Raw genomic sequence first — 25,069 nt, forward strand, 5'->3', positions numbered from 1 at the left:
GCTTGATGGGGGGCCACGGCACGGTGCCCGATAGCCGGAAAGTAGGCGTTTGGGCAAATTTTCCACGCCGGCGTTCTCCGGCTAGGGTCGATGACCATGGTTATGCACAGGTCCGAAGTTCCAGAAACGCCGGCCGGTCACCATGGGGGACTCCGACGCGGCACGGCCGTGGCAGCACTCGGAGCGGTACTGGCTCTCACCGCAGGGGTTCCTGCCACCCAGGCTGCCACCCCGACGCCCAGCCCGGACGGCCCGTCAGCCTCGATTTCCGTCGGCATCGACGACCTGATCGGCGGCCTGGTGGAATCCCCGACGCCGTCGCCCTCGCCGACCTCCGACTCCGGCAGCCCGGACCCCACCGAAAGCACGGCCCCGCCGACGTCGACCGCACCGGATCCGACCGAGACGCCGGAGCAGCGGGCTTCCCGGCAGGCCTCCGAGCGGGCCACGGCGCCGGGAACCTCGGTTCCGCCACCGGTGCCCGCAGCCCCGCAGCCGGCAGCCGGCCAGCCCTCCGGAACCCAGCAGGCCCCGGCCCCGGTCCAGGCGCCAGCGAACGACACTCCCGCCGGTGCCGCTCCCGGTGTTGCGGCTGGTACGCCGGCGGCAACCGGTACGCCGGCGGCAACGCCGAGCGGCCCGCCCAGGTCCGCCACCACGATGTCCGCCGCCAAGCAGGCTCCCACCGCCGCGCCCCGGTCCGGCGACAAGATGCAGGCTGCCTCCTCCGTTGAACCGTCCCCCTCCGCCCTGGTCGGCTGGGGGATCTGCCTGCTCGCGGTGTCGCTGGGAGCAGGCGTCGTGGCCCTACGGATGCGCAAGATCTAAGGGACGTCCGAACCACCCGGCTGTGAAATTGAGCACTTCTACGCGTTGTAGAAGTGCTCTATTTCGACTTAGCTCGGGGGAGGGGGCAGACTGGTATCCATGAGCCACACTTCTGCCGAATCTGTCACTAAAACCGGAACAGCAGCCGAGGAATCGACCGAGCAGTTCTTCACGCTCTGGACGGTTTTCAAGCGCTCCGCCGATGTCCTGCGCAGCGGCGACGCGGCTGAGGACTTCGACGCACTCATCGAACGGCTGGCCGAGGACGGCGTCGTCCACCGCGGCAGCTACGACGTGTCCGCGATGCGGGCCGACGCCGACATCATGATCTGGCTGCACGGCCCCCGGGCCGAAGCGCTGCAGCGCGCCGTGCGCGACATCCGGCGCAGTAAGCTCTTCACGGGGACTGAGATCGCCTGGTCCGCGATGGGCGTCCACCGCGAGGCCGAGTTCGCCAAGAACCACACGCCGGCCTTCTCCCGCGGCGTGGAACCGGCCGAATGGCTCTGCGTCTACCCCTTCGTGCGCTCCTACGAGTGGTACCTGCTCCCGGACGCCGAGCGCGGCGCGATGCTGCGGGACCACGGCCTGCTGGGCCGGGACTTCCCGCAGGTCATCTCCAACACCGTTTCCTCCTTCGCCCTGGGCGACTGGGAGTGGATCCTGGGCCTCGAAGCACCGGAGCTGGTGGACCTCGTGGACCTGATGCGCCACCTGCGCTCCACCGAAGCCCGCCACCATGTTCGCGAAGAAGTCCCGTTCTACACCGGCCGCCGCGTCAGCGCCGTCGAGATTGCCGAGGTCCTCGCATGAGCCCGCTCGATCCGCAGGATCCCACGGCCACCGCCGTGAATCCCGTCACCGAGGCCGGCCGGATGGCCCCCAAAGACTACGACGCCGTGCTGCTGGCCTCCTTCGGCGGTCCCGAAGGCCAGGAAGACGTCATCCCGTTCCTGCGCAACGTGACCCGCGGCCGCGGCATCCCGGACGAACGGCTCGAAGAGGTCTCGCACCACTACCGCGCCAACGGCGGCATCAGCCCGATCAACCAGCAGAACCGCGAGCTCAAGGCCGCCATGGAGAAGGAGCTCGCCACCCGGGGCATCGGCCTGCCGGTCTTCTGGGGCAACCGCAACTGGGATCCCTACATCCCGCAGACCCTGCAGGAGATCTACGACGCCGGGCACCGCAAGGTCCTGATGGTCACCACCAGCGCCTACTCCTGCTACTCCAGCTGCCGGCAGTACCGCGAAGACATCGGCATGGCGCTCACCGAGACCGGGCTGGACGGCAAGCTCGAGGTGGACAAGGTGCGCCAGTACTTCGACCACCCGGGCTTCGTGGAGCCTTTCGTCGAGGGCACCGCCGCCGGCCTCGCCGACGTCCGCGCCCAGCTGGCCGCGGCCGGCACCCCTGACGCGCCGGTGCACATCCTCTTCGCGACCCATTCGATTCCGACCCGCGACGCCGAAGCCGCCGGCCGCTCCGAGGGCGAGCCGCGCCACTTCGAACAGGACTCCGCCTATGTGGCCCAGCACCTGGCCACCGGCACCGAGGTCATCCGCCGGGTCGAAGCCGAAACCGGCCTGACCGCCCCCTGGTCCCTCGTGTACCAGTCCCGGTCCGGGGCCCCGCACGTGCCGTGGCTCGAACCCGACATCAACGACGCCATCGAGGAGCTCGCCGGCCAGGGCGTCAAGGGCGTCGTGATCGTGCCGCTGGGCTTCGTCAGCGACCACATGGAAGTCGTCTGGGACCTCGACACCGAGGCCCTGGAAACCTGCGGCAAGCTGGGCCTCGCGGCCACCCGCGTTCCGACGCCCGGGACGCACCGCAAATTCGTTGCCGGGATCGTGGACCTGATCAGCGAGCGGACGGCGGCAAACAACATCGCCGACCGGCCGCACCTGACCAAGCTCGGCCCCTGGTACGACGTCTGCCGCCCCGGCTGCTGCGCCAACTTCCGCGGCGAAAAGCCCACCATCGCGGGCGCGGACACCACCGTCGGGACAGGGCATGATCCCTACCCGGCAGGAGCATCCGCGGCTGCGGATGAGGCGGTCCCGGCAGCAGGCCAGGCCACGCCGTGACCGTACGGATCGGCACCCGGGCCAGCAAACTTGCCCTAACCCAGACCCAGCAGACTGCGGACCAGCTGGCCGCCGTCGGAGGGTTTCCGGTGGAACTCGTCCACATCCGCACCGACGGCGACGTCCTGACCGGCCCGCTGTCCCAAATGGGTGGCACCGGCGTGTTCGTGGCGGCGCTGCGCGACGCCCTGCTGCGGGACGCGTGCGACGTCGCGGTCCATTCGCTCAAGGACCTGCCCACCGGCGCTGCCCTGGGCCTGACCCTCGCGGCGACGCCCAAGCGCGTGGACGTCCGGGACGTGCTCTGCGCCCGGGACGGGCTCACGCTGGCCCAGCTGCCGGCCGGCGCCACCGTCGGCACCGGCTCCCCGCGCCGGGCCGCCCAGTTGCGCGCCGCACGGCCGGACCTCGACATCCGGGACATCCGCGGCAACGTCGACACCCGCCTGGGCCGCGTGCCGGGCCTGCCGGGCAACAACACAGGCGCCGTCGTCGAAGGCAAGTCCGGCGACCTCGACGCCGTCGTGCTCGCCGCTGCCGGCCTGCACCGGATCGGCCGGCTGGACGCGGTCAGCGAATACCTCGACACCGAGGTGATGCTCCCGGCCGCCGGCCAGGGTTCGCTCGCGATCGAATGCCGCAGCTCCGACGCGCCGCGCAAGGCCGGGTCCACCGAGGGCTCCCAGGGCGTGCTCGCCCAGGCCCTCGCAGCCCTGGACGACCCGGACACCCGGCTGGCCGTCACCGCCGAACGCGCGCTGCTGGCCCGGCTGGAGGCCGGCTGCGCCGCGCCGGTGGGCGCCTACGCCTACCGCAAGGGCAGCATGCTGCACCTCGAGGCCGTTGTCTGTGCCGTGGACGGCACCGCGACGGTCCGGGACAAGAAGGCCACCGACGGGCTGACCGAGGTCGGCGCCACCCTGCTGGGAATCGAACTGGCCGAGGCGCTGCTGGCGGCCGGTGCTGCCGACATCGCCGACCTGGCCGCTTCCTGAGCCGGACGGATTCTCACCTGATGGGACGCCGCAGCGCCAGCCGCCGGCCGGACGGGGGCGCCGGGCCGCGGGTGCTCGAGGGCGCCCGGGTCCTGGTCACCCGCAACCCGGACCGTGCCGGTGCCTTGCTCTCCGCGCTCCGCGAGACCGGCGCCGAGCCGCTGCTGCTGCCGCTCATCGACTTCGAGCGCGCCGCCGACCAGCACTCGCTGGACGTGGCCTTCGACGCGCTCGGCGCCGGCGCCTACTCATGGCTGGTGGTCAGCAGCGTGACCACGGTCCAGGTCCTGGAAGCCAAGGCGGCCGAACGCGGTGCGGCCCTCAGCGCGTGGCTTCCGGGCAGCCTGCAGGTGGCCGTCGTCGGCCCGGCCACCCGCCGCATGCTTGAAGGCCTGGACATCGCAGTGGACCTCGCGCCCGCCGGCCAGCAGTCCGGCGCGGGATTGCTCGACATCTGGCCCCGCGGCCACGGCAGCGTCCTGCTGCCTCAGGCCGACATCGCCGACCCGCGGCTCCGCCGGGGGCTGGAGGCCCGCGGCGCCTCGGTCCAGGCCGTCACCGCCTACCAGACCGTCGATTTCCCCGCGGACCCGCGACGCAGCCTGGCCGCCGCCCCCGACCCGCAGGGGCACGACGCCGCGGTCCTGACCGTGGCCGACGCGAAAGCCGCGATCGACGCCGGAACGCTGCACGCCGTCGTCGCGGCCTCACCGAGCGCCGCCCGCCGCGTCCACACCGGGCTGTCGCCGCTGGGCGGCTGCCAGCTCGTCGCGATCGGACGCTCGACGGCGGCCGAGGCCCTGGCCCTCGGACTCCCGGTCGCCGCCGTTGCCGAGGAGCCCACCGCCTCCGGACTCGTCGCCGCCGTTATCCGGGCCCTGGATCCGGCAACCCCCACTCCCCATCCCGACCCCGAGCAGACTGTGAAGGACCAGACATGAGCTTCCCGACCCACCGCCCCCGCCGGCTCCGCACCACCCCCGCGATGCGGCGGCTGACGGCCGAACACCGCCTCTCGGCTGCCGAACTCATCCTCCCGGCCTTCATCCGCGAGGGCCTCTCCGAGCCGAACCCGATCGCCTCGATGCCCGGCGTGCAGCAGCACACGACCGACTCGCTCAAGCGCGCCGCCGCCGAGGCCGTGCAGCTGGGCGTGGGCGGCATCATGCTCTTCGGCATTCCGGCCGAACGGGACGCCCGCGGCACCGCCTCGCTGGACCCCGAGGGCGTGCTGAACAAGGCCATCCGGGATGTGAAGGCCGAGGTCGGCGACGAACTGGTCGTCATGAGCGACGTCTGCCTCGACGAATTCACCGACCACGGCCACTGCGGCGTCCTGGACGCGCACGGCTACGTCGACAACGACGCGACCCTGGAGATCTACGGGCAGATGGCCGTGGCGCAGGCCGAGGCCGGCGCGCACGTGCTCGGCCCCTCAGGCATGATGGACGGCCAGATCGCCGTGATCCGGCAGGCCTTGGAGGAGGCCGGACACGCCAACACCGCCGTCGTGGCCTACGCCGCCAAGTACGCCTCCGCCTTCTACGGCCCGTTCCGCGAAGCCGTCGACTCGCAGCTCACCGGGGACCGGCGCACTTACCAGATGGACGCCGCCAACCGCCGCGAAGCGATCCTCGAAGTGGAACTGGACCTCGAGGAGGGCGCCGACATGGTGATGGTGAAACCAGCCATGAGCTACCTCGACATCCTGGCCGACGTCGCCGCGATGAGCCCGGTGCCCGTGGCCGCCTACCAGATCTCCGGTGAATACTCGATGATCGAGGCCGCCGCCGCGAACGGCTGGATCGACCGCCGCGCCGCGATCACCGAATCCGTGCTCGGCATCAAACGGGCCGGGGCCAACATGGTCCTGACCTACTGGGCCAGCGAACTCGCCGGCTGGCTGAAGGAGACCCGATGAGCCCCGCGGAAGCGCCGGACCCGGCATCGGGAGCCAACCCGACCGCGCCGGTCGGCCCGGACAAGATCCTGCTCGGCTTGAACACCTTCGGCGACGTCGGGGTGTTCCCGGACGGGCACCCGGTCCCGCACGCCCAGGTGCTGCGGCAACTGCTGGAACAGGCCGAACTCGCGGACCAGGTGGGCCTGCACGCCTTCGGGGTGGGGGAGCACCACCGCCGCGACTTCGCCGTCTCCGCGCCCGAGGTCTTCCTCGCCGCCGCCGCGGCCCGGACCAAGAAGATCCGGCTCGGCTCCGCCGTCACCGTTCTCAGCTCCGATGACCCGATCCGGGTATTCCAGCGTTTCGCCACCGTGGACGCCATCTCCAACGGCCGGGCCGAGGTCATGCTGGGCCGCGGTTCCTTCGTGGAGTCCTTCCCGCTGTTCGGACTGGACCTGGCCGACTACGAGGTCCTGTTCGAGGAGAAGCTTGAGCTCTTCGACAAGGTCCGGGCCCAGAAACCGATCAAATGGGAGGGCCGGACGCGCCGGGCCATCAACGGGCTCAGCGTCTACCCGCCGCTCGAACACCACCTGCTGCCGGCCTGGATCGGCGTCGGCGGCACCCCGGAATCGGTGCTGCGCTGCGCCGAATACGGCTACCCGATCATCTTCGCCATCATCGGCGGCCAGCCACGGTCCTTCGGTCCGCTGGCCGGGCTCTACCGTGAGGCCATGGCCAAATACGGCCACCCGATGCAGCAGGTGGCCACGCATTCGCCCGGCCACGTGGCGGCCACGGATGAGGACGCGCGGGAGGAGTTCTTCCCGCACTGGCTGGGCCAGCGCAACCAGCTCGGCGCCGAACGCGGCTGGGGTCCGGGCAGCCGCGACGAATTCGACCACCTGTGCAGCCCCGAGGGTGCGCTCTACGTCGGCTCGCCGGACACGGTGGCCGCGAAGATCGCCCTGCTCAAGCGGAACCTGGGCGTGGACCGCTTCGACCTCAAATACAGCAACGGCACGCTCCCGCATACCGCCATGATGCGCTCCATCGAGCTGTTCGGCACCGAAGTGGCGCCGCGTGTGGCCGCCCAGCTGGGCGGCGGGGTGCCTGCCAGTGACCGGGCCCTGTGAGAGCGACCTGTGAGAACCACTGAGAGAATAGGAACCATGACTTCCAGCCACCCTCGCAACGAGGAACTCTTCGACCGCGCCCGCCGCCTGATGCCGGGCGGCGTGAACTCGCCGGTCCGGGCCTTCGGCTCGGTGGGCGGCACACCCCGCTTTATGGTCTCCGCCACGGGCCCCTACCTCACCGACGCCGACGGCGCCGAGTACGTGGACCTCGTCTGCTCCTGGGGGCCGGCGCTGCTGGGCCACGCCCACCCGGCTGTCCTCGCGGCCGTGCACGCCGCCGTCGACCGCGGGCTGTCCTTCGGCGCCTCGACCCCGGACGAGGCCAACCTCGCCGCAATCGTCCAGGAACGCGTCCCGGCGGCCGAGCGCGTCCGGATGGTCTCCACTGGCACCGAGGCGACCATGACCGCGATCCGGCTGGCCCGCGGCTACACCGGCCGGAACCTCGTGATCAAGTTCGCCGGCTGCTACCACGGCCACCTCGACGGCCTCCTCGCCGCCGCCGGTTCCGGGCTCGCGACACTCGCGCTGCCCGGCTCGGCAGGCGTCACCGCCGCCACGGCCGCCGAAACCCTCGTGCTGCCCTACAACGACCTCGCCGCGGTCGAAGCCGCCTTCGCCAAACACGGCGACAGCATCGCGGCCGTCATCACCGAGGCCGCGCCGGCCAACATGGGCGTGGTCACCCCGGGCGAGGGCTTCAACGCCGGCCTGGCCCGGATCACCCGCGAACACGGCGCCCTGCTGATCCTCGACGAGGTCCTCACCGGGTTCCGCACCGGCTACTCCGGCTACTGGGGACTCACCGGCGGGGCGGCCGACGCCGCCGAGCCCTGGGCCCCGGACCTGCTGACCTTCGGCAAGGTCATCGGCGGGGGCATGCCGACGGCGGCCCTCGGCGGCCGCGCCGAGGTCATGGACTACCTCGCCCCGGTGGGCCCGGTCTACCAGGCCGGGACCCTCTCGGGGAACCCGGTGGCGATGGCTGCCGGCGTCGCCACCCTCACCCACGCGACCCCCGAGGTCTACTCGTTCGTCGACGCCCGCTCGCTGGAACTCTCCGGCGCCCTGTCTTCGGCGCTGGACGCGGCAGGGGTGGACCACTCCATCCAGCGCGCCGGGAACCTGTTCTCGGTGGCCTTCGGCACCTCGGCCCGCGGCGTCCATAACTACGACGACGCGCAGGGCCAGGAGGTCTTCCGCTACGCGCCGTTCTTCCACTCGATGCTGGACTCCGGGGTGTACCTGCCGCCGTCGGTGTTCGAGGCCTGGTTCCTCTCCGCCGCGCACGACGACGCCGCGATGAACCGGATCTTCGAGGCCCTGCCGGCTGCCGCCCGGGCCGCCGCGGCGGCGCGAGCCTAGGAGCAGGGCGCAGGCCCAGCGAGCCGGCGGCGGCCGTCGCCGTCGTCGCCCTTTAAACACTTTCGGCACCCGCCGCAGCGGGTGCCGAAAGTTGTTAACGCTGGTCCGGGCCTAGAAGGCCGGGGTCACGTCGCCGTTGGGCCATTCCTTCTCGATGAAGGCCTTGACCTCGGGGGAGTGCAGCAGCTCATCAAGCTTCTTGATGCGCACGTCGTCCTTGGAGTCCTCACGCCAGGCCAGGAAGTTGGCGTAGGGGTTGTTGTCCACGGATTCCACCGCGAGGGCGTTCTTGGTGCTCAGCCCGGCCTTGAGGATGAAGTTGCCGTTGATCAGGGCCAGATCCACCGAGGGGTCCTTGAGGTCGTTGATCAGCAGTTCCGGCTGGTTCTCGGAGAACTTCAGCTTCTTGGGGTTCTGTTCGTCGCTGAGCGTCAGTACCGAGGTGTCGTCCTTGATGTCCTTGACCAGACCGGCGACCTGGAGGACCTTGAGGGCCCGGACCTGGTTGGACGGGTCGTTCGTGATGGCGACCTTGGCTCCGTCCTGAATGTCCTTGATGTCCTTGACCTTTTCCGAGAACGCGGCGTAGGGCTCGATGTGCACGCCGGCGCCGTGGCCGAACTTGTAGCCCTTGGTCTTGACCTGGTCCTCGAACCAGGGCAGGTGCTGGTAGAAGTTGGCGTCCAGAGAGCCGTCGCTCAGCGCGGTGTTCGGCGTCTGGTAGTCCTCGATCTCCTTGATCTCCAGTTTGAGGCCGGCCTTGGGGGCGAGCTCCTGGTTGATGAATTCGAGGATCTTGGCGTGCGGGACCGGGCTGGCGCCGACCTTGAGGGTGGCGGGCTTCGCCGGATCCAGGGCCGTGACCTGGGCGCTGGGGGTGGAAGAACCACCGCAAGCCGTCAGCGCCAGGGCAGTGACAATGCCGGTGGCCAAGAGGGTGAGTGACTTACGCATCGGATGCGTTCCTTTCGAAATAGGCGGAAAACACGACGGCGGTGCCGTGGTCCGCGCAGATGCAGAGGGCGGCTACCCGCTGCAAGGCTGGGGTGGTTGTTCGTCGGGTCAGCGGTGGTCGAGGCCGCGGGAAATCCGCTCGCCCACGAGTTGGATGACCTGGACGAGGACGACGATCAGGACGATGGTGACGATCATGACCGTGACGTCGAAGCGCTGGAAGCCGTAGTTGTAGGCCAGCTTGCCGAGGCCGCCGCCGCCGACGAGGCCGGCCATCGCGGAGTAGCCCACGAGGGTCACCACCGTGGTGGTGGCGGCCGCKACGAGGGCTGGCAGGGATTCGCGCAGCATCACCTTGCTGATGACCTGCATGTTGGTGGACCCCATCACCTGGGCGGCGTCGATCTTGCCGTGGTGCACATCGCGCAGGCAGGATTCGACGAGCCGGGCGAAGAAGGGGATGGTACCGATGGACAGCGACACCGACGCTGCAATCGGGCCGAGGCTCGTCCCGGTCAGGGCGCGGGCCAGCGGGATGAGCGCCACCATCAGGATGGCGAACGGGATGGACCGGGTGATGTTGACGATCACGTCGCTGAGGATCCGGTTGGTGACGGGCATCGGGCGCAGTCCGCCGGGGGCCGTGACGTGCAGGAAGACGCCCAGCGGCAGGCCGATCAGCACGGTGAAGAATGCCGAGATGCCGACCATCTGCAGGGTCTCCACGATTGCCTCGGGGAGGGCCCTGGCGAGTACGGGGTTGCTGAAGATGTCGTTCATTAGTTGGCTCCTTCTTCCGCCGGAGCAGCATCGGCGGCGAGGCGCTTGGCGCTGATGCCCCGCTCGTGCAGGTAGTGGAGGACGGCGTCGAAATCGGCGTTTTCGGCGAGCTGGACCCGGAGGTGCCCGAACTGCTGGCCGCCGAGGGTCTCGACGCTGCCGGCGAGGACGTTAAGGTCCATGTCGAAGTGCCGGGCGACGCCGGTCAGGACGGGTTCTTTGGCGCTCTCGCCGGAGAAGAGGATCTCCAGGACCGGCCCGCGCTGCAGCGCGCCGTGCAGGGGCTCCGACGGCGGCAGCGGAAGCAGGGCCCGGGCCAGCTTGCTGTCCAGCTCGCCGGCCACGTCCTGCAGGGCGCCGTGTTCGATGATGCGGCCCCGGGAGAGCAGGGACACCGAGTCGCAGACCCGCTTCACGACGTTCATCTCGTGCGTGATGATCAGGACGGTCAGCTGCAGCCGCCGGGTCAGGTCCTGGATCAGGTCCAGGATTTCCTCAGTGGTGGCAGGGTCCAGGGCCGAGGTGGGCTCGTCGCAGAGCAGCACTTCGGGGTCCGAGGCGAGGGCCCGTGCGATCCCTACGCGCTGGCGCTGGCCGCCGGAGAGCTGGGACGGGTAGGCGTTCTCGAAGCCTTCGAGTCCCACGAGCTTGAGGAGCTCGGCAACCCGGGTCCGGATCTTGTCCTTGGGGGTCTTGACGAGTTCCAGCGGGTGCGCCACGTTGCCGGCCGCGGTCCGGGAGTCCATCAGGTTCGCGTGCTGGAAAACCATGCCGATGCGCCGCCGCGCAGCACGGATCTCCGAATCCCGCACGGAGCTCAGCTCGGTGCCGTCGATGCTGACGGACCCGGCGGTGGGGCGGTCCAGCAGGGTCAGGCAGCGCACCAGCGTCGACTTGCCGGCGCCGGAGTGTCCGATGATGCCGTGGATCGAGCCCTTCGGCACGGAGAGCGTGACGCCGTCGAGCGCTACCACTTCCTTTTTGCCCTGCCGGTAGACCTTGCGAAGGTCGGTAACTGTGATCATTTATCCCTTGGCGGTTGGGGTCTGGGCGCGACATAACACACGCTCTGTTCTGAACTAAATTATGTCAGCGGCACCAAAGGCCATCCACTTGCGCATTTAGTTCGTCACAAAGTGCCATCGGGTGCAGATAATTTCGTCCTGAAGGTCGCTGGGCGCGGGAGGAAACCGGCAGCCGTCCCGCGGCCAAATCCCTGAGGGCGCCAGGAGCCGCCGGCAGGGGCAACCGCCGCTGTGATCTCAGTCCCAGTAGCTTGCCGGTCCCGTGCCGGTGGCCCGCGCTCAGGGCTAGAAGTCGCCCCGGCTGGCATCTTCCGGCGGCAGAACCGGCCAGTCGCCCTCAATCACGGCCGCGGGCTTTGTCTTGCGCAGGTAGCTCTGGAAATCCGCGGCCTGGGCCGACGCCCACTCGACCTGGAGCTGGTGCAGGTGGCTGGCCGGCATCCGGAGCTTGGGAAACTTCCCGGCCATGGCATCCAGCATCCGCAGCGTGGCCAGCGCATCGGCCGCGGAGGTGTGCGCATTGTCGAGGCTGACGCCGTACTCCTCGCACAGCGCGGTCAGGGTGCGCTTGCCCTTGCGGTACCGGTCCACCTGCTTGTTCATGATGAACGGGTCCAGCACGGGAAAGCGGCTCAGCTGGGGCACGCCGTAGCGGGCCGACTCGGCGGCGAGCACGGTGAAGTCATAGCTGGCGTTGAAAGCAATGACCGGTACGCCGGTGTCGAACAGCTCCTGCAGCACGGCCGACAGCTCCCGGGTCACCTCGGCCGCAGGCCGGCCGTCACGGCGGGCCTGCTCGGTGGTGACGCCGTGGATGTCGCTCGCCTCGGTGGGGATCTCCACCCCGGGATCGGCCAGCCACTCGTGCTCCTTGATGACCGAGCCGTCGGCGTCCACCACGGTCACCGATGCCGTCACGATCCTCGCAGCGCGGGAATTCCGCCCGGTGGTTTCCAGGTCGAAGGCTGCGCGGGGGAGGGTGTGCCAGGTGCTCATGCTTCAACGCTACCTGTTGCCGCTGACAGTTTTTTGCACCGCCGTGCAGTGCCTTGCGGTGCCGTGCCGGGACCGGCGGCAGCCGGCACCGGTAACCTTGGTCCATGCGGACGGAGTATGTGGAGGCGGTACTGGAGCTCGCAGCGATGGTTCCGGCGGGCACCGCCGTCGCCTACGGGGACGTCGCCGAACTCCTGGGCGCGGGCGGCCCCCGCCAGGTCGGCTCCGTAATGAGCCACCACGGCAGCGCCGTTCCCTGGTGGCGGATCCTCAAAGCCAACGGAGACGCCCCGCCCGGCCACGAGCGGGAGGCCCTGGCCTTCTACCTCGCCGAAGGGACACCGCTGCTGGGCAGCTACCTGGAATACGAGCGCACCGGCGAGGGCCGCTGGCGGGTCGACCTGATGGCGGCCCGGTGGGCGCCGTCCGAGCCGGACTTCGAGCAGATCGACGCCATCGCCGAACGCCTCGAACGGGAGCTGCATAAATTGTCTGTCCCCAATGATGAAATGTCTGTGTGAGTAGCCCCAGCCGGACCGCCCCCAACAAAGCCGCCCCCAACAAGACCGTCCCCAAAAAAGCCGTGCCCGGCCAGACGGGCCTCCGGCTGCTGCCGCCCCGGACGCAGCACAGCGCCGTCCCGGTACTGTCCCCGGACCAGCGGGACGCCGTCGACGTCGCGCACGGCTCCGGACCCGTCCTGGTGCCCGGCGCGCCGGGCACCGGCAAGTCCACGGTCCTGGTCGAGGCCGCCGTCCGCAGGGCCCAGCGCGACGGCCTGGACCCGGAACGGATGCTGATCCTGGCCCCCGGCCGGCTGGCCGCCGATGCGCTGCGCGACCGGTTCACCGCGCGCCTGGACCGCAGCCTGAGCACGACGCCGGCCCGCACCTGGGCGTCGTACGCCTTCGACCTGATCCGGCGTGCCAAGGCGGAGGGCATCCTGCCGCTGCCGCGTGCGCCGAAGCTCCTCTCCGGGCCCGAACAGGACCTGATCATCAAGGAACTCCTCGAAGGCCATGCCCAGCCCGGGCTGGAACTGCCCTGGCCCGAGGACCTGGCCGCCGCCCTGCAGACCCGCGGCTTCCGGCAGGAAGTGCGCCAGCTCTTTGACCGGATCATCGAATCCGGGCGCACCGCGCAGGACCTGGCGGCCCTCGCGCAGCGCTGCGGCCGGCCGGACTGGACCGCCGCGGCCGCCCTCTATGCCGAGTACCGCGACGTCCTCGACCTGCGGATGCCCGAATCCTTTGACCCGGCCGGGATCATCACGGCGGCACGCCAGATTTTCCAGGACGCCCCGGAATTCCTGGCCGCGGAGCGCGACCGGCTCCAGCTGATCCTCGTGGACGATATCCAGGAGGCGAACCCGGCCGTGTTCGAACTGCTCGCGGACATCGCCGCAGGCAAGGACACGCTCGTCACCTCTTCCCCGGACACCGTGGTGCAGGGATTCCGCGGCGCGCGGCCGGACCTGGTGGCCGAGCTGCCCCGGCTGCTCGCTCCGGCCGGCGGCACCGTCCTGGAGCGGCCGCTCTGGACCGCACACCGCCATACCCCGGCCGTCGCGCAGGCCTGGCAGGGCGTCGCCGAACGGATCTCGCTGCGCTCCGGCGGGACGATGGCGCGCCGGCTGGAACACCCGAAGCCCAGCGGACAGGGCGACGGCGTCGTTGAGGCGCACCTGCTGCCGTCCCCGGTCCACGAACTGCGCTATGTGGCGCAGCGGATCCTGGAAGCCCAGCTGAATGACGGCCGGGAGCTGGGAGACATCGCGGTGATCGTGCGCAACGGCGGCCAGCTCAGCCAGCTGCAGCGCCACCTGGCCGGCCAAGGCATCCCGGTCCGGATCCCGGTGGCCGAGTCCGCGGTCCGGGACGAGGTGGCCGTGCGGCCGCTGCTGGACGCCTACGCGGTGGCGCTGGACCCTGACGTCCTTACCCCGGAAGCCGCCGTCTCGCTGCTCACCTCAAGGATCGGCGGGGCAACGTCGATCGAGCTGCGCCGGCTCCGCCAGTCACTGCGGCGTGAGGAACTCCTGGGCGGCGGCGGCCGCACCAGCGACGCGCTGCTCGTGGAAGCACTCCTGGACCCCGGCGCCCTTGCCACGCTCGGCATCGAGGGGCATTCCGCCCGCCGCGTTGCCCGGATGATCCGCGCCGGCCGGGACGCCGCCGAGGCACCGGGCGGCAACGCCGAGACCGTGCTCTGGGCGCTCTGGCATTCCACCGGACTGGCCGGCCGCTGGACCGAGGCAGCCCTGGCCGGCGGGGCGGCGGGCGCCCGCGCGGACCGCGACCTGGACGCCATGATGGCCCTGTTCCACACCGCCGAGCGGTACGTGGACCAGCTCCCGGGCTCAGGTCCGGAGCAGTTCCTTGAGTACCTGCTCAGCCAGGAACTGCCTATGGACACGCTGGCGGCCCGGGCACAGCTCGAGGACGCGGTGGAACTCATGACCCCGGCCAGCGCCGCGGGACGTGAATGGCCGGTCGTCATTGTGCCCGGCCTCCAGGAAGGCGTGTGGCCCAATACCCGGCTCCGCGGTGAACTGCTCGGCAGCACACTTTTCGCCGACGCCGTCGAACACGGTGTCGAGTACGCCCTGCAGCTCGATCCGCTGAGCCGTCTCCGCGAGATCCGCTATGACGAGCTGCGGAGCTTCTCCACCGCCGTTTCACGGGCCCGCGAAGTGCTGATCTGCACGGCGGTTTCCTCCGAGGACGAACAGCCCTCATCCTTCCTGGACTACGTTTCGCCCCTGCACCCGGACCAGGACCGGCGCGGCTTCACGCCCGTTGAGCGGCCGCTGACCCTGCGCGCGCTCGTCGCGGAACTGCGCCAGTACGCCCAGCTCGACGGCGCCCCCGCCGAGGCGGCCGAAGCCACCGCCGTGCTGGGCGCCCTCGCGGCCGCGCAGCCGGCGGTGCCCGGCGCCCACCCGGACAGCTGGTGGGGGCTGGCTCCGCTGTCGTCGACGGACCCCGTGGTGCCGCCCGGCAGTACCGTCTTCGTTTCGCCCTCCAAGGTCGAGACCGTGCAGAAGTCGCCCCTCGACTGGTTCGTCCAGGCAGCCGGCGGAGAGGCCGCAACGGATTTCGCCCGCAGCCTCGGAACCCTGGTCCATGCCATTGCCCAGGATCTCCCGGACGCCTCGGGCGGCGAGTACGTGGCCGAGCTGGTGAAACGCTGGCCCGCGCTCGGGATGAAGGACAACTGGGAGGGCAAGCTCGACTTCCAGCGGGCCGAAACCATGGTCCGCAAGCTCGCCCAGTACGTGCTGGTCATGCGGAGCGAGGGCCGGAGCCTGCTCGGCGTCGAGCAGGACTTCGAGGTGAAGCTTCCCGATCTGGAGCCCGCAGCCGTTGCCGGCGGTGAAGAGTCCTGGCCCTCGCGGCCCGCCGTGCTCCGCGGCCAGGTCGACAGGCTGGAGATCGACGCCGAAGGGCGGCTGGTCATCGTGGACCTCAAGACCGGCAAGCGCCAGCCCGGCAAGGCCGAGCTGGAACGCCATCCCCAGTTGGGCGCCTACCAGGCGGCGGTCCTGGCCGGCGGGTTTACCGGCCCGGACGACGGTCCGCCGCCAAGACCCGGCGGCGCGGTGCTGGCCCAGCTCGGCACCAGCACCAAAAGCCCCGGGGTGCAGAGCCAGCCGGCGCTGGATCCGGAAGCGAACTGGGCCCTGGAGATGGTCGGCGAGGCCGCACGCGTCATGTCCGGCACCACGTTTGAAGCCCGCCACGACCCCGCAAAGGGCGGGCACGGCGGCCACGGCTGCAGGCTCCCCGAAGTCTGCCCGCTGTGCGCACGCGGAAAGCAGGTCACCGAATGAGTATCGAGACGACGACGACGGCGGCCGGGCCGGAGACCGCCGCGCCGGCGGACACACGGCCGAAGCCCCTGCCCGAACCGCGGTTCAGCCCGGAAGAGCTGTCCGCGATGCTGGGGGAGAAGAACAGCCCCACCGCCGAACAGTCACGGATCATCTCCTCGCCGCTGGCGCCCCGGCTTGTCATCGCCGGGGCCGGCTCCGGCAAGACCGCCACCATGGCGGACCGTGTGGTGTGGCTCGTCGCAAACGGCTGGGTCAGGCCGGAGGAAGTACTCGGCGTGACGTTCACCCGAAAGGCTGCCGGCGAGCTCGCCACCCGGATCCGGGCCAAGCTGGCCGCCTTGGCGCGGATCGCCGCGGCCGATCCGGAGCACAAGGTGTTTCCGGCCGGGCTGCTGAGCACCGACGCACTGGAACCCAAGGTCTCCACCTACCACTCTTACGCGAGCGGCATCGTCTCGGATTACGGGCTCCGGCTCGGCGTCGAACGGGACGTTGTGCTCCTCGGCGGTGCCCAGTCCTTCCAGCTCGCGAGCGAGGTGGTGGAAGCCTTCGACGGCGACTACCAGCATTTCCGTTCCGCCAAGTCCACCCTGGTCAAGGCGGTCATCCAGCTTGCCGGGGAATGCGCGGAGCACCTGCAGGACCCCGCGCAAGTCCGGGGCTGGCTGCTGGACCGGGTGGCCGAGTTCGAGGCGCTGCCGTATGTCGCCACGGCCAAGAAGAATCCCAGCCAGGCCGCGGGGGACCTCAGCGCTTTGCTCCGGACCCGCGCCAGCGTTGCGGACATGGTGGGCCGCTATGCGGAGGCCAAACGGGCCCGCGGCGCACTGGACTTCGGTGACCTTGTGGCCCTCGCGGCCCGGGTGGCCAACGAGATCCCGGTGGCCGCGCAAACGGAACGCCAGCGCTACAAGGTGGTGCTACTGGACGAATTCCAGGACACCTCCCACGCCCAGCTTGTCCTCTTCTCCCGCCTGTTCGGTGACGGGCACGCCGTCACCGCGGTGGGAGACCCGAACCAGTCCATCTACGGCTTCCGCGGCGCGTCCGCGGGCCAGCTCTTCCACTTCGTCCGCGAATTCCCTGTCCGGGTTGACGACGGCGGAAGTGCGCGTGATTCCGGCGACGCCGGCGGCGGCCCGCCGCAGTTCGCCGTCGCGCCGACGTCGTACCTCACCACCGCGTGGCGCAACGGCCGGAATATTCTCGAGGCCGCCAACGTCATTTCGGCCCCGCTCAGCAAGGCGGCGGCCCATGCCGCCGTGGCCGGTGCCCGGGACAGCGCCGACACCGTGGAGGTCCCGCCGCTGCAGCCCAGCCCCGCCGCGGTCCAGGGCCGCGTCCTGATGGGCCGCTTCGGCACGGACGAGGACGAAGCGGCGGCCATCGCCGCCGACGTGCTGAAATTCCGGCGGACCGACTTCGGCGCCGGCAAGGCGGAGGAGCCCGAGCCGCCGGCGATGGCCGTACTGTGCCGCCGCCGGGCCCAGATGGAGTGCATCCGCCGCGAATTCGAGCTGCGCGGCATCCCCTACGAAATCGTGGGCCTCGGCGGGCTGCTGGACACCCCCGAAATCGTCGACCTGGTGGCGACCCTGCGGGTGCTGGCCGATCCGGGTCGCTCCGACTCGCTGATGCGGCTGCTGGCCGGCGCGCGCTGGCGGATCGGGCCTGCGGACCTGATGGCGTTCCGCGACTGGTCGAGCTTCCTGGCGCGGCGCCGCGGCCGCCCCGGCAGCGACACCGACACCGATACCGACGGCGACAGCGCCGAAACCGTCATCGAGGGCGACCTCACCGACGCCGCGAGCCTGATCGAGGCGCTGGACTGGCTGCCCCGTCCCGACTGGACGTCCGCCCACGGCCGCCGGCTGAGCCCGGACGCGCTGGAGCGGCTGCAGCGGCTCTCCGCCGAGCTCCGTCAACTGCGCAGCTTCATGGGCGATGACCTCAGCACCCTGCTGGGCGAAGTGGAACGTGCCATGCTCCTGGACATCGAAGTTGCGGCCCGGCCCGGCATCAGCATCCATCAGGCGCGGCGCAACCTGGACGCCTTCCAGGATGCTGCCGCCGGGTTCCTGCACACCTCGCAGCGGGTCGACGTGCTCGCCTTCCTGGCCTGGCTGGAAGCGGCCGCCGCCGAGGAGAACGGCCTCGACGCCGCCGCGCCGGACGTCAACCACGAGGCCGTCCAGCTGCTGACTGTCCACGCCTCCAAGGGGCTGGAATGGGACGTCGTGTTCGTTCCCGGCCTCAACGCCGGGGCGTTCCCGTCCAGCCGGGATTCGCGCTGGAGCAGCGGGTCCGCCGCGCTGCCGTGGCCGCTCCGCGGGGACCGCGCCGACCTGCCGCAGTGGGACCTGGATCAGCCGGACCAGAAAGGCTGGCTCGACGCCGAGAAGGAGTTCAAGTCCGCGGTCCAGGCCCACGGCGAAGCCGAGGAACGGCGCCTGGCCTATGTTGCCTACACCCGCGCCAAGCATGTGCTCTGGGTCTCCAGCGCAGCCTGGGTGGGCTCCCGGGCGGGCCTGGCCGAGATGTCCCCGTTCCTGGCCGAACTCGAAGGGCTCAGTGGGGCCGGCGCGGCCGAGATCCATCCGCATTCCGTCGCCGAGGAGGCCCTGCCGGAGGAAAGCCCGCTGACCTCCGAGCTGGAGCTGGCCCTGTGGCCCTACGATCCCCTGGAAGGACCAGTCCACCCGCACACCGGAGCCCGGTTGCGGCTCGTACCGGGCCGCCGTGCCGCCATGGAGGCCGCCGCGGCGCGGGTCCTGGAGCAATTGGAACAGCCCGGCGCCGGCTCGCTGCCGGCTCCCGCCGGGCCGGGAACGGCGCCCGTAGCTTCGGCGGCCGGGGCGCGCAGACTGCGCGGGCCGGCGGCCGGGTGGGCGCAGGAAGCGGCCACCCTGTTGGACCGGCGTTCCCGGCGGTCAGCCGTCCAGGAGGTGCACCTGCCGGGCCATATTTCCGCCTCCACCCTGGTGGACCTGGACGAGGATGCGGCCTCCGTGGTGGCCCGGCTGCGGCGGCCCGTTCCGCGCGAACCCGGGATGTCGGCCCGCAAGGGAACGGCCTTCCACGCCTGGGTCGAAGAATACTTCGGCACCTCCGGGATGCTGGACCTCGGCGAGGCCGCCGGCTCGGACGACCACATTGACGAGGCCTACGGCCTGGACGCCATGGTGGAGACCTTCCGCCAGTCGGAGTGGGCCCACCGGGCGCCCGCACACGTCGAGGTGCCGGTCGAAACCCGGATCGGCGACGTCGTGGTCCGCGGGCGCATCGACGCAGTCTTCCGCGACGCCGACGGCGGCTGGGACCTCGTCGACTGGAAGACCGGACGCCGGCCCTCGGCCGGCCAGCTCAAGACCAAGTCCGTGCAGCTCGCCGTCTACCGCCTGGCGTGGTCCCGGCTCAAGGGCGTCCCGCTTGAGGACGTCCGGGCAGCGTTCTACTACGTGGCAGACAACCAGGTGGTCCGCCCGCACGATCTCGGCTCCGCGGAACGGCTGGAGGAAATCGTCGCGGCGGCCCTCGGAAGGAAATCGGGCTAGCCGGCCTTAGCGACGCTCGCTCGCCGGTACCACGGTGAGCGTCGTGGTGGAGGTGTCGTCCGCAGCGGACGGCTTTGGCGGGGCCGGAACGTCGGCAACGGGCTTCCCGTCCCCCGGATCGCCGTCGGCGGCTGCCGGGCTGTCGACGGGCGTGCTGTCCTCCGGATCGCCGTCAGCGGCGGTGGCACCGGCGTCGCGCGTGCTGTCCTCCGGATCGCCGTCAGTGGCGGCCTGCGTCCCGGCGTCGTCCTGCGCCACGCCCGGAACCTCTTCGCGGGGGATCGGCGTGACGTGGACAGCGGTCGCCATATCGCTGACGTGCTGCGGATCCTGTCCGGGCGTTGAGCCGGGGGCATCCGGGCTGATCGGCTGCACGGTCACGGCCGGCTGCGGCAGCGGCTCGACGCTGATCGGCTGGCCGCCATGTTCCGCGACGTCCTCGGCCAGCACCGCGAGCATCGACTCGGCCTCGCGGATCATGTCCTGGTCGGCCGCCGCAAGGCCCTTGACCAGGTACTGCGCCAAGGCGAACTCGGCGGACAACGCGGCGCGGCGCAGCAGATGGGCGTCGGGGGCGTCCCGGCGGCTGGACGTGTAGTGCGCAAGGACGGCGTCCACAAAGTCCTGGTCGTTGGACGCGACCAGCCACGCCATGTCGTCGGCCGGGTCGCCGATCCGCAGGTCGGTCCAGCCGGTCACGGCGGTGACCCGGTCGCCGTCGACCAGGAGGTTGTCCTCGTGCAGGTCGCCGTGCACCACGCTGGGGTTGAAGCGCCAGAGCGACACGTCCTCCAGCGCGTGCTCCCAGCGGCGCAGCAGCAGGGGCGGGATCATTCCCGTGGTGGCGGCCTGGTCCAGCTCGTTGAGCCGCCGCTGGCGGAACTCGTTCGGCGTGTAACTGGGCAGGTCGGCGTTGCTGACCAGAGAGTGCGGGAGGTCGTGGATGGCCGCGAGAGCGGCGCCGAGTTCCCGGGTCAGCGCGGCGGAGCCGGTGCTGAGCTCCTCCACCGAGCGCGTGGTGCCGGAAAGGTGGGAGTAGACGAAGGTGCTGAGCGTGCCTTGCCGGACGGTGCCGGCCACGGTCGGCATCAGGAAGGGGAGCTCGGCGCGGATGCCGGGAGTGAACGCGCGCAGCACCAGGAACTCTGTTTCGAGCCGCGCACTGGCCTCGGCATGGCGTGGCGAGCGGACACGCCAGCGTTTGCCTTCGGAGTCCAGGAGAAGGGCGGAATCGAAGTCTGCCGGATCGTCGGGCGCGGAGCTCACGGCGGTCGGGGTCAGGCCGGGGACAGCCGCAGTCGCTACAGCTGCCAGTTCGATTGGTTTTCTTCTCACGCTTCCACGGTAGATTGAGCCGGCCCTAAGACGGCGCTGCATCACGGCGAGTCTGAAAGATCGGCCCGAAATAGCGCCTAACGGCGGCTGCTTGGGCAACCGCTCCCGCAATCGGCCGGGAGGCGGGCCCCGGAGGGCCGGCGAAAATGTCAATTGTCGGCGGGGGTCGGTACGGTGGGTACATGAGTCTTGCGGAGTCACCGGAGTCCGGTAATGCAGAAATCGATGGGCAAATTACCGGGCAAAATAGCGGACAGGTTGATCCTGGATCGGTGCCCGCTGCCGGGGCCGCTCCGGCGGGGGGAGTTGCGGTGGCCCGGGCCGCGGGCGACAGCCCCCCGGCCAACCAGCTGCGGGACACCGTTCTTCCGGTCCGGCCCGCGATGATTGACCGCGGCTCCGCGGCCAGGCTGAAGCCGGGCATGCTGGAGGAGCTGCTGCGTTCCGGTGGCGTGCAGGCGATGGTCCTGTCCCGGCGCCAGGCGCTGGTCAGCGGTGAGGGGCTCGTCTTCCTGGACGCGGCCGGCCTCGCCGGGCGGCTCAAGGGAACCGCGTACGCCCCGGAACAGGTGATTTACCTCGGCACCGCACTGCCCGGAGCGCGTGCGGCCGAGGGAACGCAATACGTGCTGTTCGTCCTTCCGGAACAGTTCGAGGTCCGTGCCGAGCCGTTCGAGCCGCACGTCGAGGGCATCCCGGCGGGTGCGCAGTGGGCCGGCTTCCGCGAGGTGGCCGCCCAGCTGGACCCCACCGATACTGCCCTGTTCATTGAGGCCAGCGCCATTGCCAACTGGCACGCCACCCATACGCACTGCCCGCGGTGCGGCGCCGCCACGGTCCCGGAGGCCGGCGGCTGGGTCCGGCGCTGCCCCTCGGACAATTCCGAGCATTACCCGCGCACCGATCCGGCCATCATCGTCACGGTCGTCGGCCCGGACGACCGGCTGCTGCTGGGCGGCGGCGGCCCGCTCGACTCCCGGAACTACTCGACCCTGGCCGGGTTCGTCGAGCCCGGTGAGTCCCTCGAGCAGGCAGTGGTCCGGGAAATTGGCGAAGAGGTGGGGGTGCGGGTCACCGCATCGCAGTACCTCGGTTCCCAGTCCTGGCCCTTTCCGGCTTCGCTCATGCTCGGCTTCACCGCGACGACGGCGGACACGGAGGCCACGCCCGACGGCGTCGAGGTCACCCGGGCGCGCTGGTTCAGCCGCGCCGAGCTACAGGAAGCGGTGCTGAGCGGTGAAATCGTTATTTCCAGCCGGCTCTCGATCGCGCGGGCCCTGATTGAACACTGGTACGGGGGCGTCATCCAGGATCGCCCGGACAGTGCCTGACGTCCTCGTGACACCATCCGGCGGCACCCCCGTGCGGCGGGTTCCACACGCCGCGGCATCCACCGCACACACTCCAACGACTGAGCAGCAGAAGTGAACACAGATATCTTCCAGTCCAGCGCCTTTCCGGCCGGACAGTCCCACGACGGCTCACCCGCCGCTGAAGCTTCGGTGCCGGACGGCCGTTCCCTCGAGGAGCGGATTCTTGGCGGCCTCGACGCCGAACAGCGCGAGGTGGCCAGCACCCTGAACGGGCCCATGTGCGTGCTCGCAGGCGCCGGCACCGGCAAGACCCGCGCCATTACGCACCGCATCGCCTACGGTGTGCACTCCGGCGTGTACAGCCCGCAGCGGCTGCTGGCCGTCACCTTCACCTCGCGGGCCGCCGCCGAAATGCGCAGCCGGCTCCGCGACCTCGGCGTCGGTAGCGTGCAGGCCCGCACCTTCCATGCCGCGGCGCTGCGCCAGCTCCAGTTTTTCTGGCCCCAGGCCGTCGGCGGCGCGCTGCCCAACCTGCTGGACCACAAGGCCCAGATGATCGCGGAGGCTGCCCGCCGGCTGCGGCTCAGCACCGACCGGGCCTCCATCCGGGATCTTGCCTCCGAAATCGAGTGGGCCAAGGTGTCCATGCTCACCCCGGCCAACTACCTGGAAAAGGCCCAGGGCCGTGGCACCCCCGGCGGTTTCGACCTGACCGCCGTCGCCCGCGTGTTCCAGTCCTATGAGGACGTCAAGACGGACCGGAACGTGATCGACTTCGAGGACGTGCTGCTGATCACCGTGGGGATCCTGCAGGAGGACCCCAAGGTCGCCGCCACCGTCCGCGAACAGTACCGGCACTTCGTGGTGGACGAATACCAGGACGTTTCGCCGCTGCAGCAGCGGCTCCTCGAGCTGTGGCTCGGCGGCCGTGACGACCTCTGCGTCGTCGGCGACGCCAGCCAGACCATCTACTCCTTCACGGGCGCCTCGCCGAAGCACCTGCTCGGCTTCAAGGCGCAGTACCCCAACGCCACGGTGGTCAAGCTGATCCGGGACTACCGTTCCACGCCGCAGGTGGTGAAGCTGGCCAACGACCTGCTCGCCGGCCGGCGCAGCGGCGGTCCCGTGGCGGACGCGGCCTGGGCCACGCCGCTGCAACTCGTGGCCCAGCGGCCGGCCGGCCCCGTGCCGCAGTTCACCGAATGTTCCGACGACGAAGCCGAGGCTGCCACCGTCGCCGTGAAGATCCGCGAACTGCTCGACGCCGGGACGCCCGCGAGCCAGATCGCCGTGTTGTTCCGCACCAACGGCCAGTCGGAGGCCTACGAACAGGCACTCGCCTCGGCCGGCATCGGCTACCAGCTCCGCGGCGGCGAGCGGTTCTTCGCCCGCAAGGAAGTCCGCGACGCGATCCTGCAGCTGCGGGCCGCCACCCGCGCCGTCGCCGAGACCGCGACGCCGGAGCCCCTGGGTCAGCTGGTCCGCGACATCGTGTCCTCGCTGGGCTACACGGACGCGGCCCCGCACAGCGGCGGCGCCCTCCGGGAACGGTGGGAGTCGCTGGCAGCACTCGTGGCACTCGCCGACGAACTGGTGGTCAGCAGGGGAGCGCAGTTCAGCCTTGCCGACTTCGTGAATGAACTGCAGGAGCGCTCGCTGGCGCAGCACGCTCCCACCGTCCAGGGCGTGACCCTGGCCTCGCTGCACGCCGCGAAGGGGCTGGAGTGGGAAGCCGTGTTCCTGGTCGGATTGAGCGAAGGCCTGATGCCGATCTCCTTCGCGGACACTCCCGAAGCCGTGGACGAGGAGCGCCGGCTGCTCTACGTCGGCATTACCCGCGCCAAGGAGCACCTGCACCTGTCCTGGTCCACGGCCCGGACACCGGGCGGCCGCGCCAACCGGAAACCTTCGCGGTTCCTGGACGGGCTGCGGCCCGACTCGGTCGCGAGCTCCTCCGTCCGCGGCAAGGGGGCCGCGCCGCGGCGCAAGGCGGCGGTGCCGGCGTCGTGCCGGGTCTGCGGGAGCATGCTCTCTTCCGGTGCCGAACGCAAGGTGGGCCGGTGCAGCCAGTGCCCGCCGAGCTACGAGGAACAGACTTTCGACGCGCTGCGGCAGTGGCGGAAGGAGACCGCGCTGGAGGCAGACGTCCCCGCCTTCGTGGTCTTCACCGACGCGACCCTGACCGCGATCGCCGAGGCGCGGCCGGAGTCCCTCGAACAGCTCGCCACGCTGCCGGGGGTCGGCGCGTCGAAGCTGGAAAAGTACGGCGAAGCCGTTCTGGCCGTCCTGGTCGAAAGCTCCAGCCTCTGATGGCCGGCGCCGCCAACACCAGCGTCACCCCGGTGACCACCGCCGACGGCGCTCCCGTGGAGGTGCGCCGCTCGGCCCGGCGGCGCCGCACGGTGGCCGCATTCTGGGAGAACGGCACCGCGGTGGTCGCCATCCCGGCGCATTTCAGCGGCGCCCAGGAGCGCGAATGGGTGCACCGGATGCTGGAGAAGCTCCGCCTGCAGGGCAGCCGCGGCCCCAAGGCCGCCGGCAAGCGCCGGGCGGGCAGCGACGCGGAGCTGGCGGCCCATGCGGCCGACCTTTCCGCCAAATACCTCGGCGGCCGGGCGGTCCCGACGTCGGTCCGCTGGGTGACCAACCAGAACTCACGCTGGGGTTCGGCCACGCCATCGGAGGGAACCATCAGGCTCTCCCACAAGCTGCAGCCGATGCCGCAGTGGGTCATTGACTATGTCCTGCTGCACGAGCTGGCGCACCTCCTGGTGGCCGCCCACAACGCCGCGTTCTGGCGGCTGCTGGCCGCCTACCCGGAAACCGAACGCGCCAAGGCGTTCCTGGAGGGCGTGTCCTTTGCCACCGCCCGCGGCCTGCCGGCCGACCGGGACGACGTCGACAGCGCCGATGTCGAAGACGCCGGGACCGCCGTCCGCTGACGACCCCGGGCACGG

19 protein-coding genes are annotated in these 25,069 nt (G+C 70.6%); 14 read left to right on the forward strand and 5 right to left on the reverse strand.

The window, feature by feature from the left end:
• Positions 1-168 precede the first annotated feature (168 nt).
• From AC1DBD_RS10325 to hemL, 8 genes are all read left to right on the forward strand, one after another.
• Positions 169-828, forward strand: a complete 660-nt coding sequence (locus AC1DBD_RS10325; protein ID WP_476908529.1) for a hypothetical protein — start codon at positions 169-171, stop codon at positions 826-828.
• A 99-nt stretch (positions 829-927) separates the two neighbouring features.
• Positions 928-1,641 carry a hydrogen peroxide-dependent heme synthase gene (gene hemQ, locus AC1DBD_RS10330; RefSeq protein WP_441417209.1) on the forward strand — a complete coding sequence of 238 codons (714 nt, stop codon included), beginning with the start codon at positions 928-930 and terminating at the stop codon, positions 1,639-1,641.
• Positions 1,638-2,918: a ferrochelatase gene (locus AC1DBD_RS10335; RefSeq protein WP_476982049.1), complete on the forward strand. Its 1,281-nt coding sequence runs from the start codon at positions 1,638-1,640 to the stop codon at positions 2,916-2,918. The genes hemQ and AC1DBD_RS10335 overlap by 4 nt, the downstream gene beginning before the upstream one ends.
• A complete protein-coding gene (hemC, locus tag AC1DBD_RS10340) occupies positions 2,915-3,913 on the forward strand; it encodes a hydroxymethylbilane synthase (RefSeq protein ID WP_476908531.1) in 999 nt (332 codons plus the stop codon). The genes AC1DBD_RS10335 and hemC overlap by 4 nt, the downstream gene beginning before the upstream one ends.
• A 20-nt stretch (positions 3,914-3,933) precedes the next feature.
• Complete coding sequence (locus AC1DBD_RS10345) at positions 3,934-4,854, forward strand: uroporphyrinogen-III synthase (RefSeq protein ID WP_476982050.1); 921 nt, start codon at positions 3,934-3,936, stop codon at positions 4,852-4,854.
• The gene (gene hemB / locus AC1DBD_RS10350) at positions 4,851-5,834 is read left to right on the forward strand and encodes a porphobilinogen synthase (protein ID WP_476908533.1); all 984 of its coding nucleotides are present in this window, start codon (positions 4,851-4,853) and stop codon (positions 5,832-5,834) included. Before AC1DBD_RS10345 ends, hemB begins: the two co-directional genes overlap by 4 nt.
• Positions 5,831-6,952 (forward strand): LLM class flavin-dependent oxidoreductase, encoded by a 1,122-nt coding sequence (locus tag AC1DBD_RS10355; protein ID WP_476908534.1) that lies wholly within the window; start codon positions 5,831-5,833, stop codon positions 6,950-6,952. The genes hemB and AC1DBD_RS10355 overlap by 4 nt, the downstream gene beginning before the upstream one ends.
• 36 nt (positions 6,953-6,988) lie before the next feature.
• Positions 6,989-8,320, forward strand: coding sequence for a glutamate-1-semialdehyde 2,1-aminomutase (hemL, locus tag AC1DBD_RS10360; protein ID WP_441417215.1), 1,332 nt, complete (start codon positions 6,989-6,991; stop codon positions 8,318-8,320).
• Between the two features lie 111 nt (positions 8,321-8,431).
• Here the strand turns inward: hemL and AC1DBD_RS10365 are convergent, their stop codons facing one another.
• The 4 genes from AC1DBD_RS10365 to AC1DBD_RS10380 form a co-directional block, all read right to left on the reverse strand.
• Positions 8,432-9,274, reverse strand: a complete 843-nt coding sequence (locus tag AC1DBD_RS10365; protein WP_476982051.1) for a MetQ/NlpA family ABC transporter substrate-binding protein — start codon at positions 9,272-9,274, stop codon at positions 8,432-8,434.
• A 108-nt stretch (positions 9,275-9,382) separates the two neighbouring features.
• The gene (locus tag AC1DBD_RS10370; RefSeq protein ID WP_441417217.1) at positions 9,383-10,054 is read right to left on the reverse strand and encodes a methionine ABC transporter permease; all 672 of its coding nucleotides are present in this window, start codon (positions 10,052-10,054) and stop codon (positions 9,383-9,385) included.
• Entirely contained in the window at positions 10,054-11,079 is a 1,026-nt protein-coding gene (locus AC1DBD_RS10375; protein ID WP_476982052.1) for a methionine ABC transporter ATP-binding protein, read from the reverse strand. Before AC1DBD_RS10375 ends, AC1DBD_RS10370 begins: the two co-directional genes overlap by 1 nt.
• Before the next feature lie 285 nt (positions 11,080-11,364).
• Positions 11,365-12,075, reverse strand: coding sequence for an exonuclease domain-containing protein (locus tag AC1DBD_RS10380; RefSeq protein WP_476908537.1), 711 nt, complete (start codon positions 12,073-12,075; stop codon positions 11,365-11,367).
• A 104-nt stretch (positions 12,076-12,179) separates the two neighbouring features.
• Between AC1DBD_RS10380 and AC1DBD_RS10385 the strand changes: the two genes are divergently transcribed.
• From AC1DBD_RS10385 to AC1DBD_RS10395, 3 genes are all read left to right on the forward strand, one after another.
• The gene (locus tag AC1DBD_RS10385) at positions 12,180-12,596 is read left to right on the forward strand and encodes an MGMT family protein (RefSeq protein WP_441417220.1); all 417 of its coding nucleotides are present in this window, start codon (positions 12,180-12,182) and stop codon (positions 12,594-12,596) included.
• 62 nt (positions 12,597-12,658) lie between these two features.
• Positions 12,659-15,907, forward strand: coding sequence for an ATP-dependent helicase (locus AC1DBD_RS10390; protein ID WP_476982117.1), 3,249 nt, complete (start codon positions 12,659-12,661; stop codon positions 15,905-15,907).
• A gap of 107 nt (positions 15,908-16,014) precedes the next feature.
• On the forward strand, positions 16,015-19,464 hold the full coding sequence (locus AC1DBD_RS10395) for an ATP-dependent helicase (RefSeq protein ID WP_476982118.1): 3,450 nt from the start codon (positions 16,015-16,017) through the stop codon (positions 19,462-19,464).
• 6 nt (positions 19,465-19,470) lie between these two features.
• On the opposite strand, the gene AC1DBD_RS10400 is transcribed toward AC1DBD_RS10395, so the two are convergent.
• Complete coding sequence (locus AC1DBD_RS10400) at positions 19,471-20,799, reverse strand: macrolide 2'-phosphotransferase (protein ID WP_476982053.1); 1,329 nt, start codon at positions 20,797-20,799, stop codon at positions 19,471-19,473.
• A gap of 383 nt (positions 20,800-21,182) precedes the next feature.
• On the opposite strand from AC1DBD_RS10400, the gene nudC reads away from it, so the two are divergent.
• From nudC to AC1DBD_RS10415, 3 genes are all read left to right on the forward strand, one after another.
• Complete coding sequence (gene nudC / locus AC1DBD_RS10405; protein WP_476982119.1) at positions 21,183-22,130, forward strand: NAD(+) diphosphatase; 948 nt, start codon at positions 21,183-21,185, stop codon at positions 22,128-22,130.
• A gap of 171 nt (positions 22,131-22,301) precedes the next feature.
• Positions 22,302-24,422, forward strand: coding sequence for an ATP-dependent DNA helicase UvrD2 (locus AC1DBD_RS10410; RefSeq protein ID WP_476892299.1), 2,121 nt, complete (start codon positions 22,302-22,304; stop codon positions 24,420-24,422).
• Entirely contained in the window at positions 24,422-25,054 is a 633-nt protein-coding gene (locus AC1DBD_RS10415) for a M48 metallopeptidase family protein (RefSeq protein WP_476892217.1), read from the forward strand. The genes AC1DBD_RS10410 and AC1DBD_RS10415 overlap by 1 nt, the downstream gene beginning before the upstream one ends.
• Positions 25,055-25,069: the final 15 nt, after the last annotated feature.

Source organism: Arthrobacter sp. 10T419, from assembly GCF_056394105.1.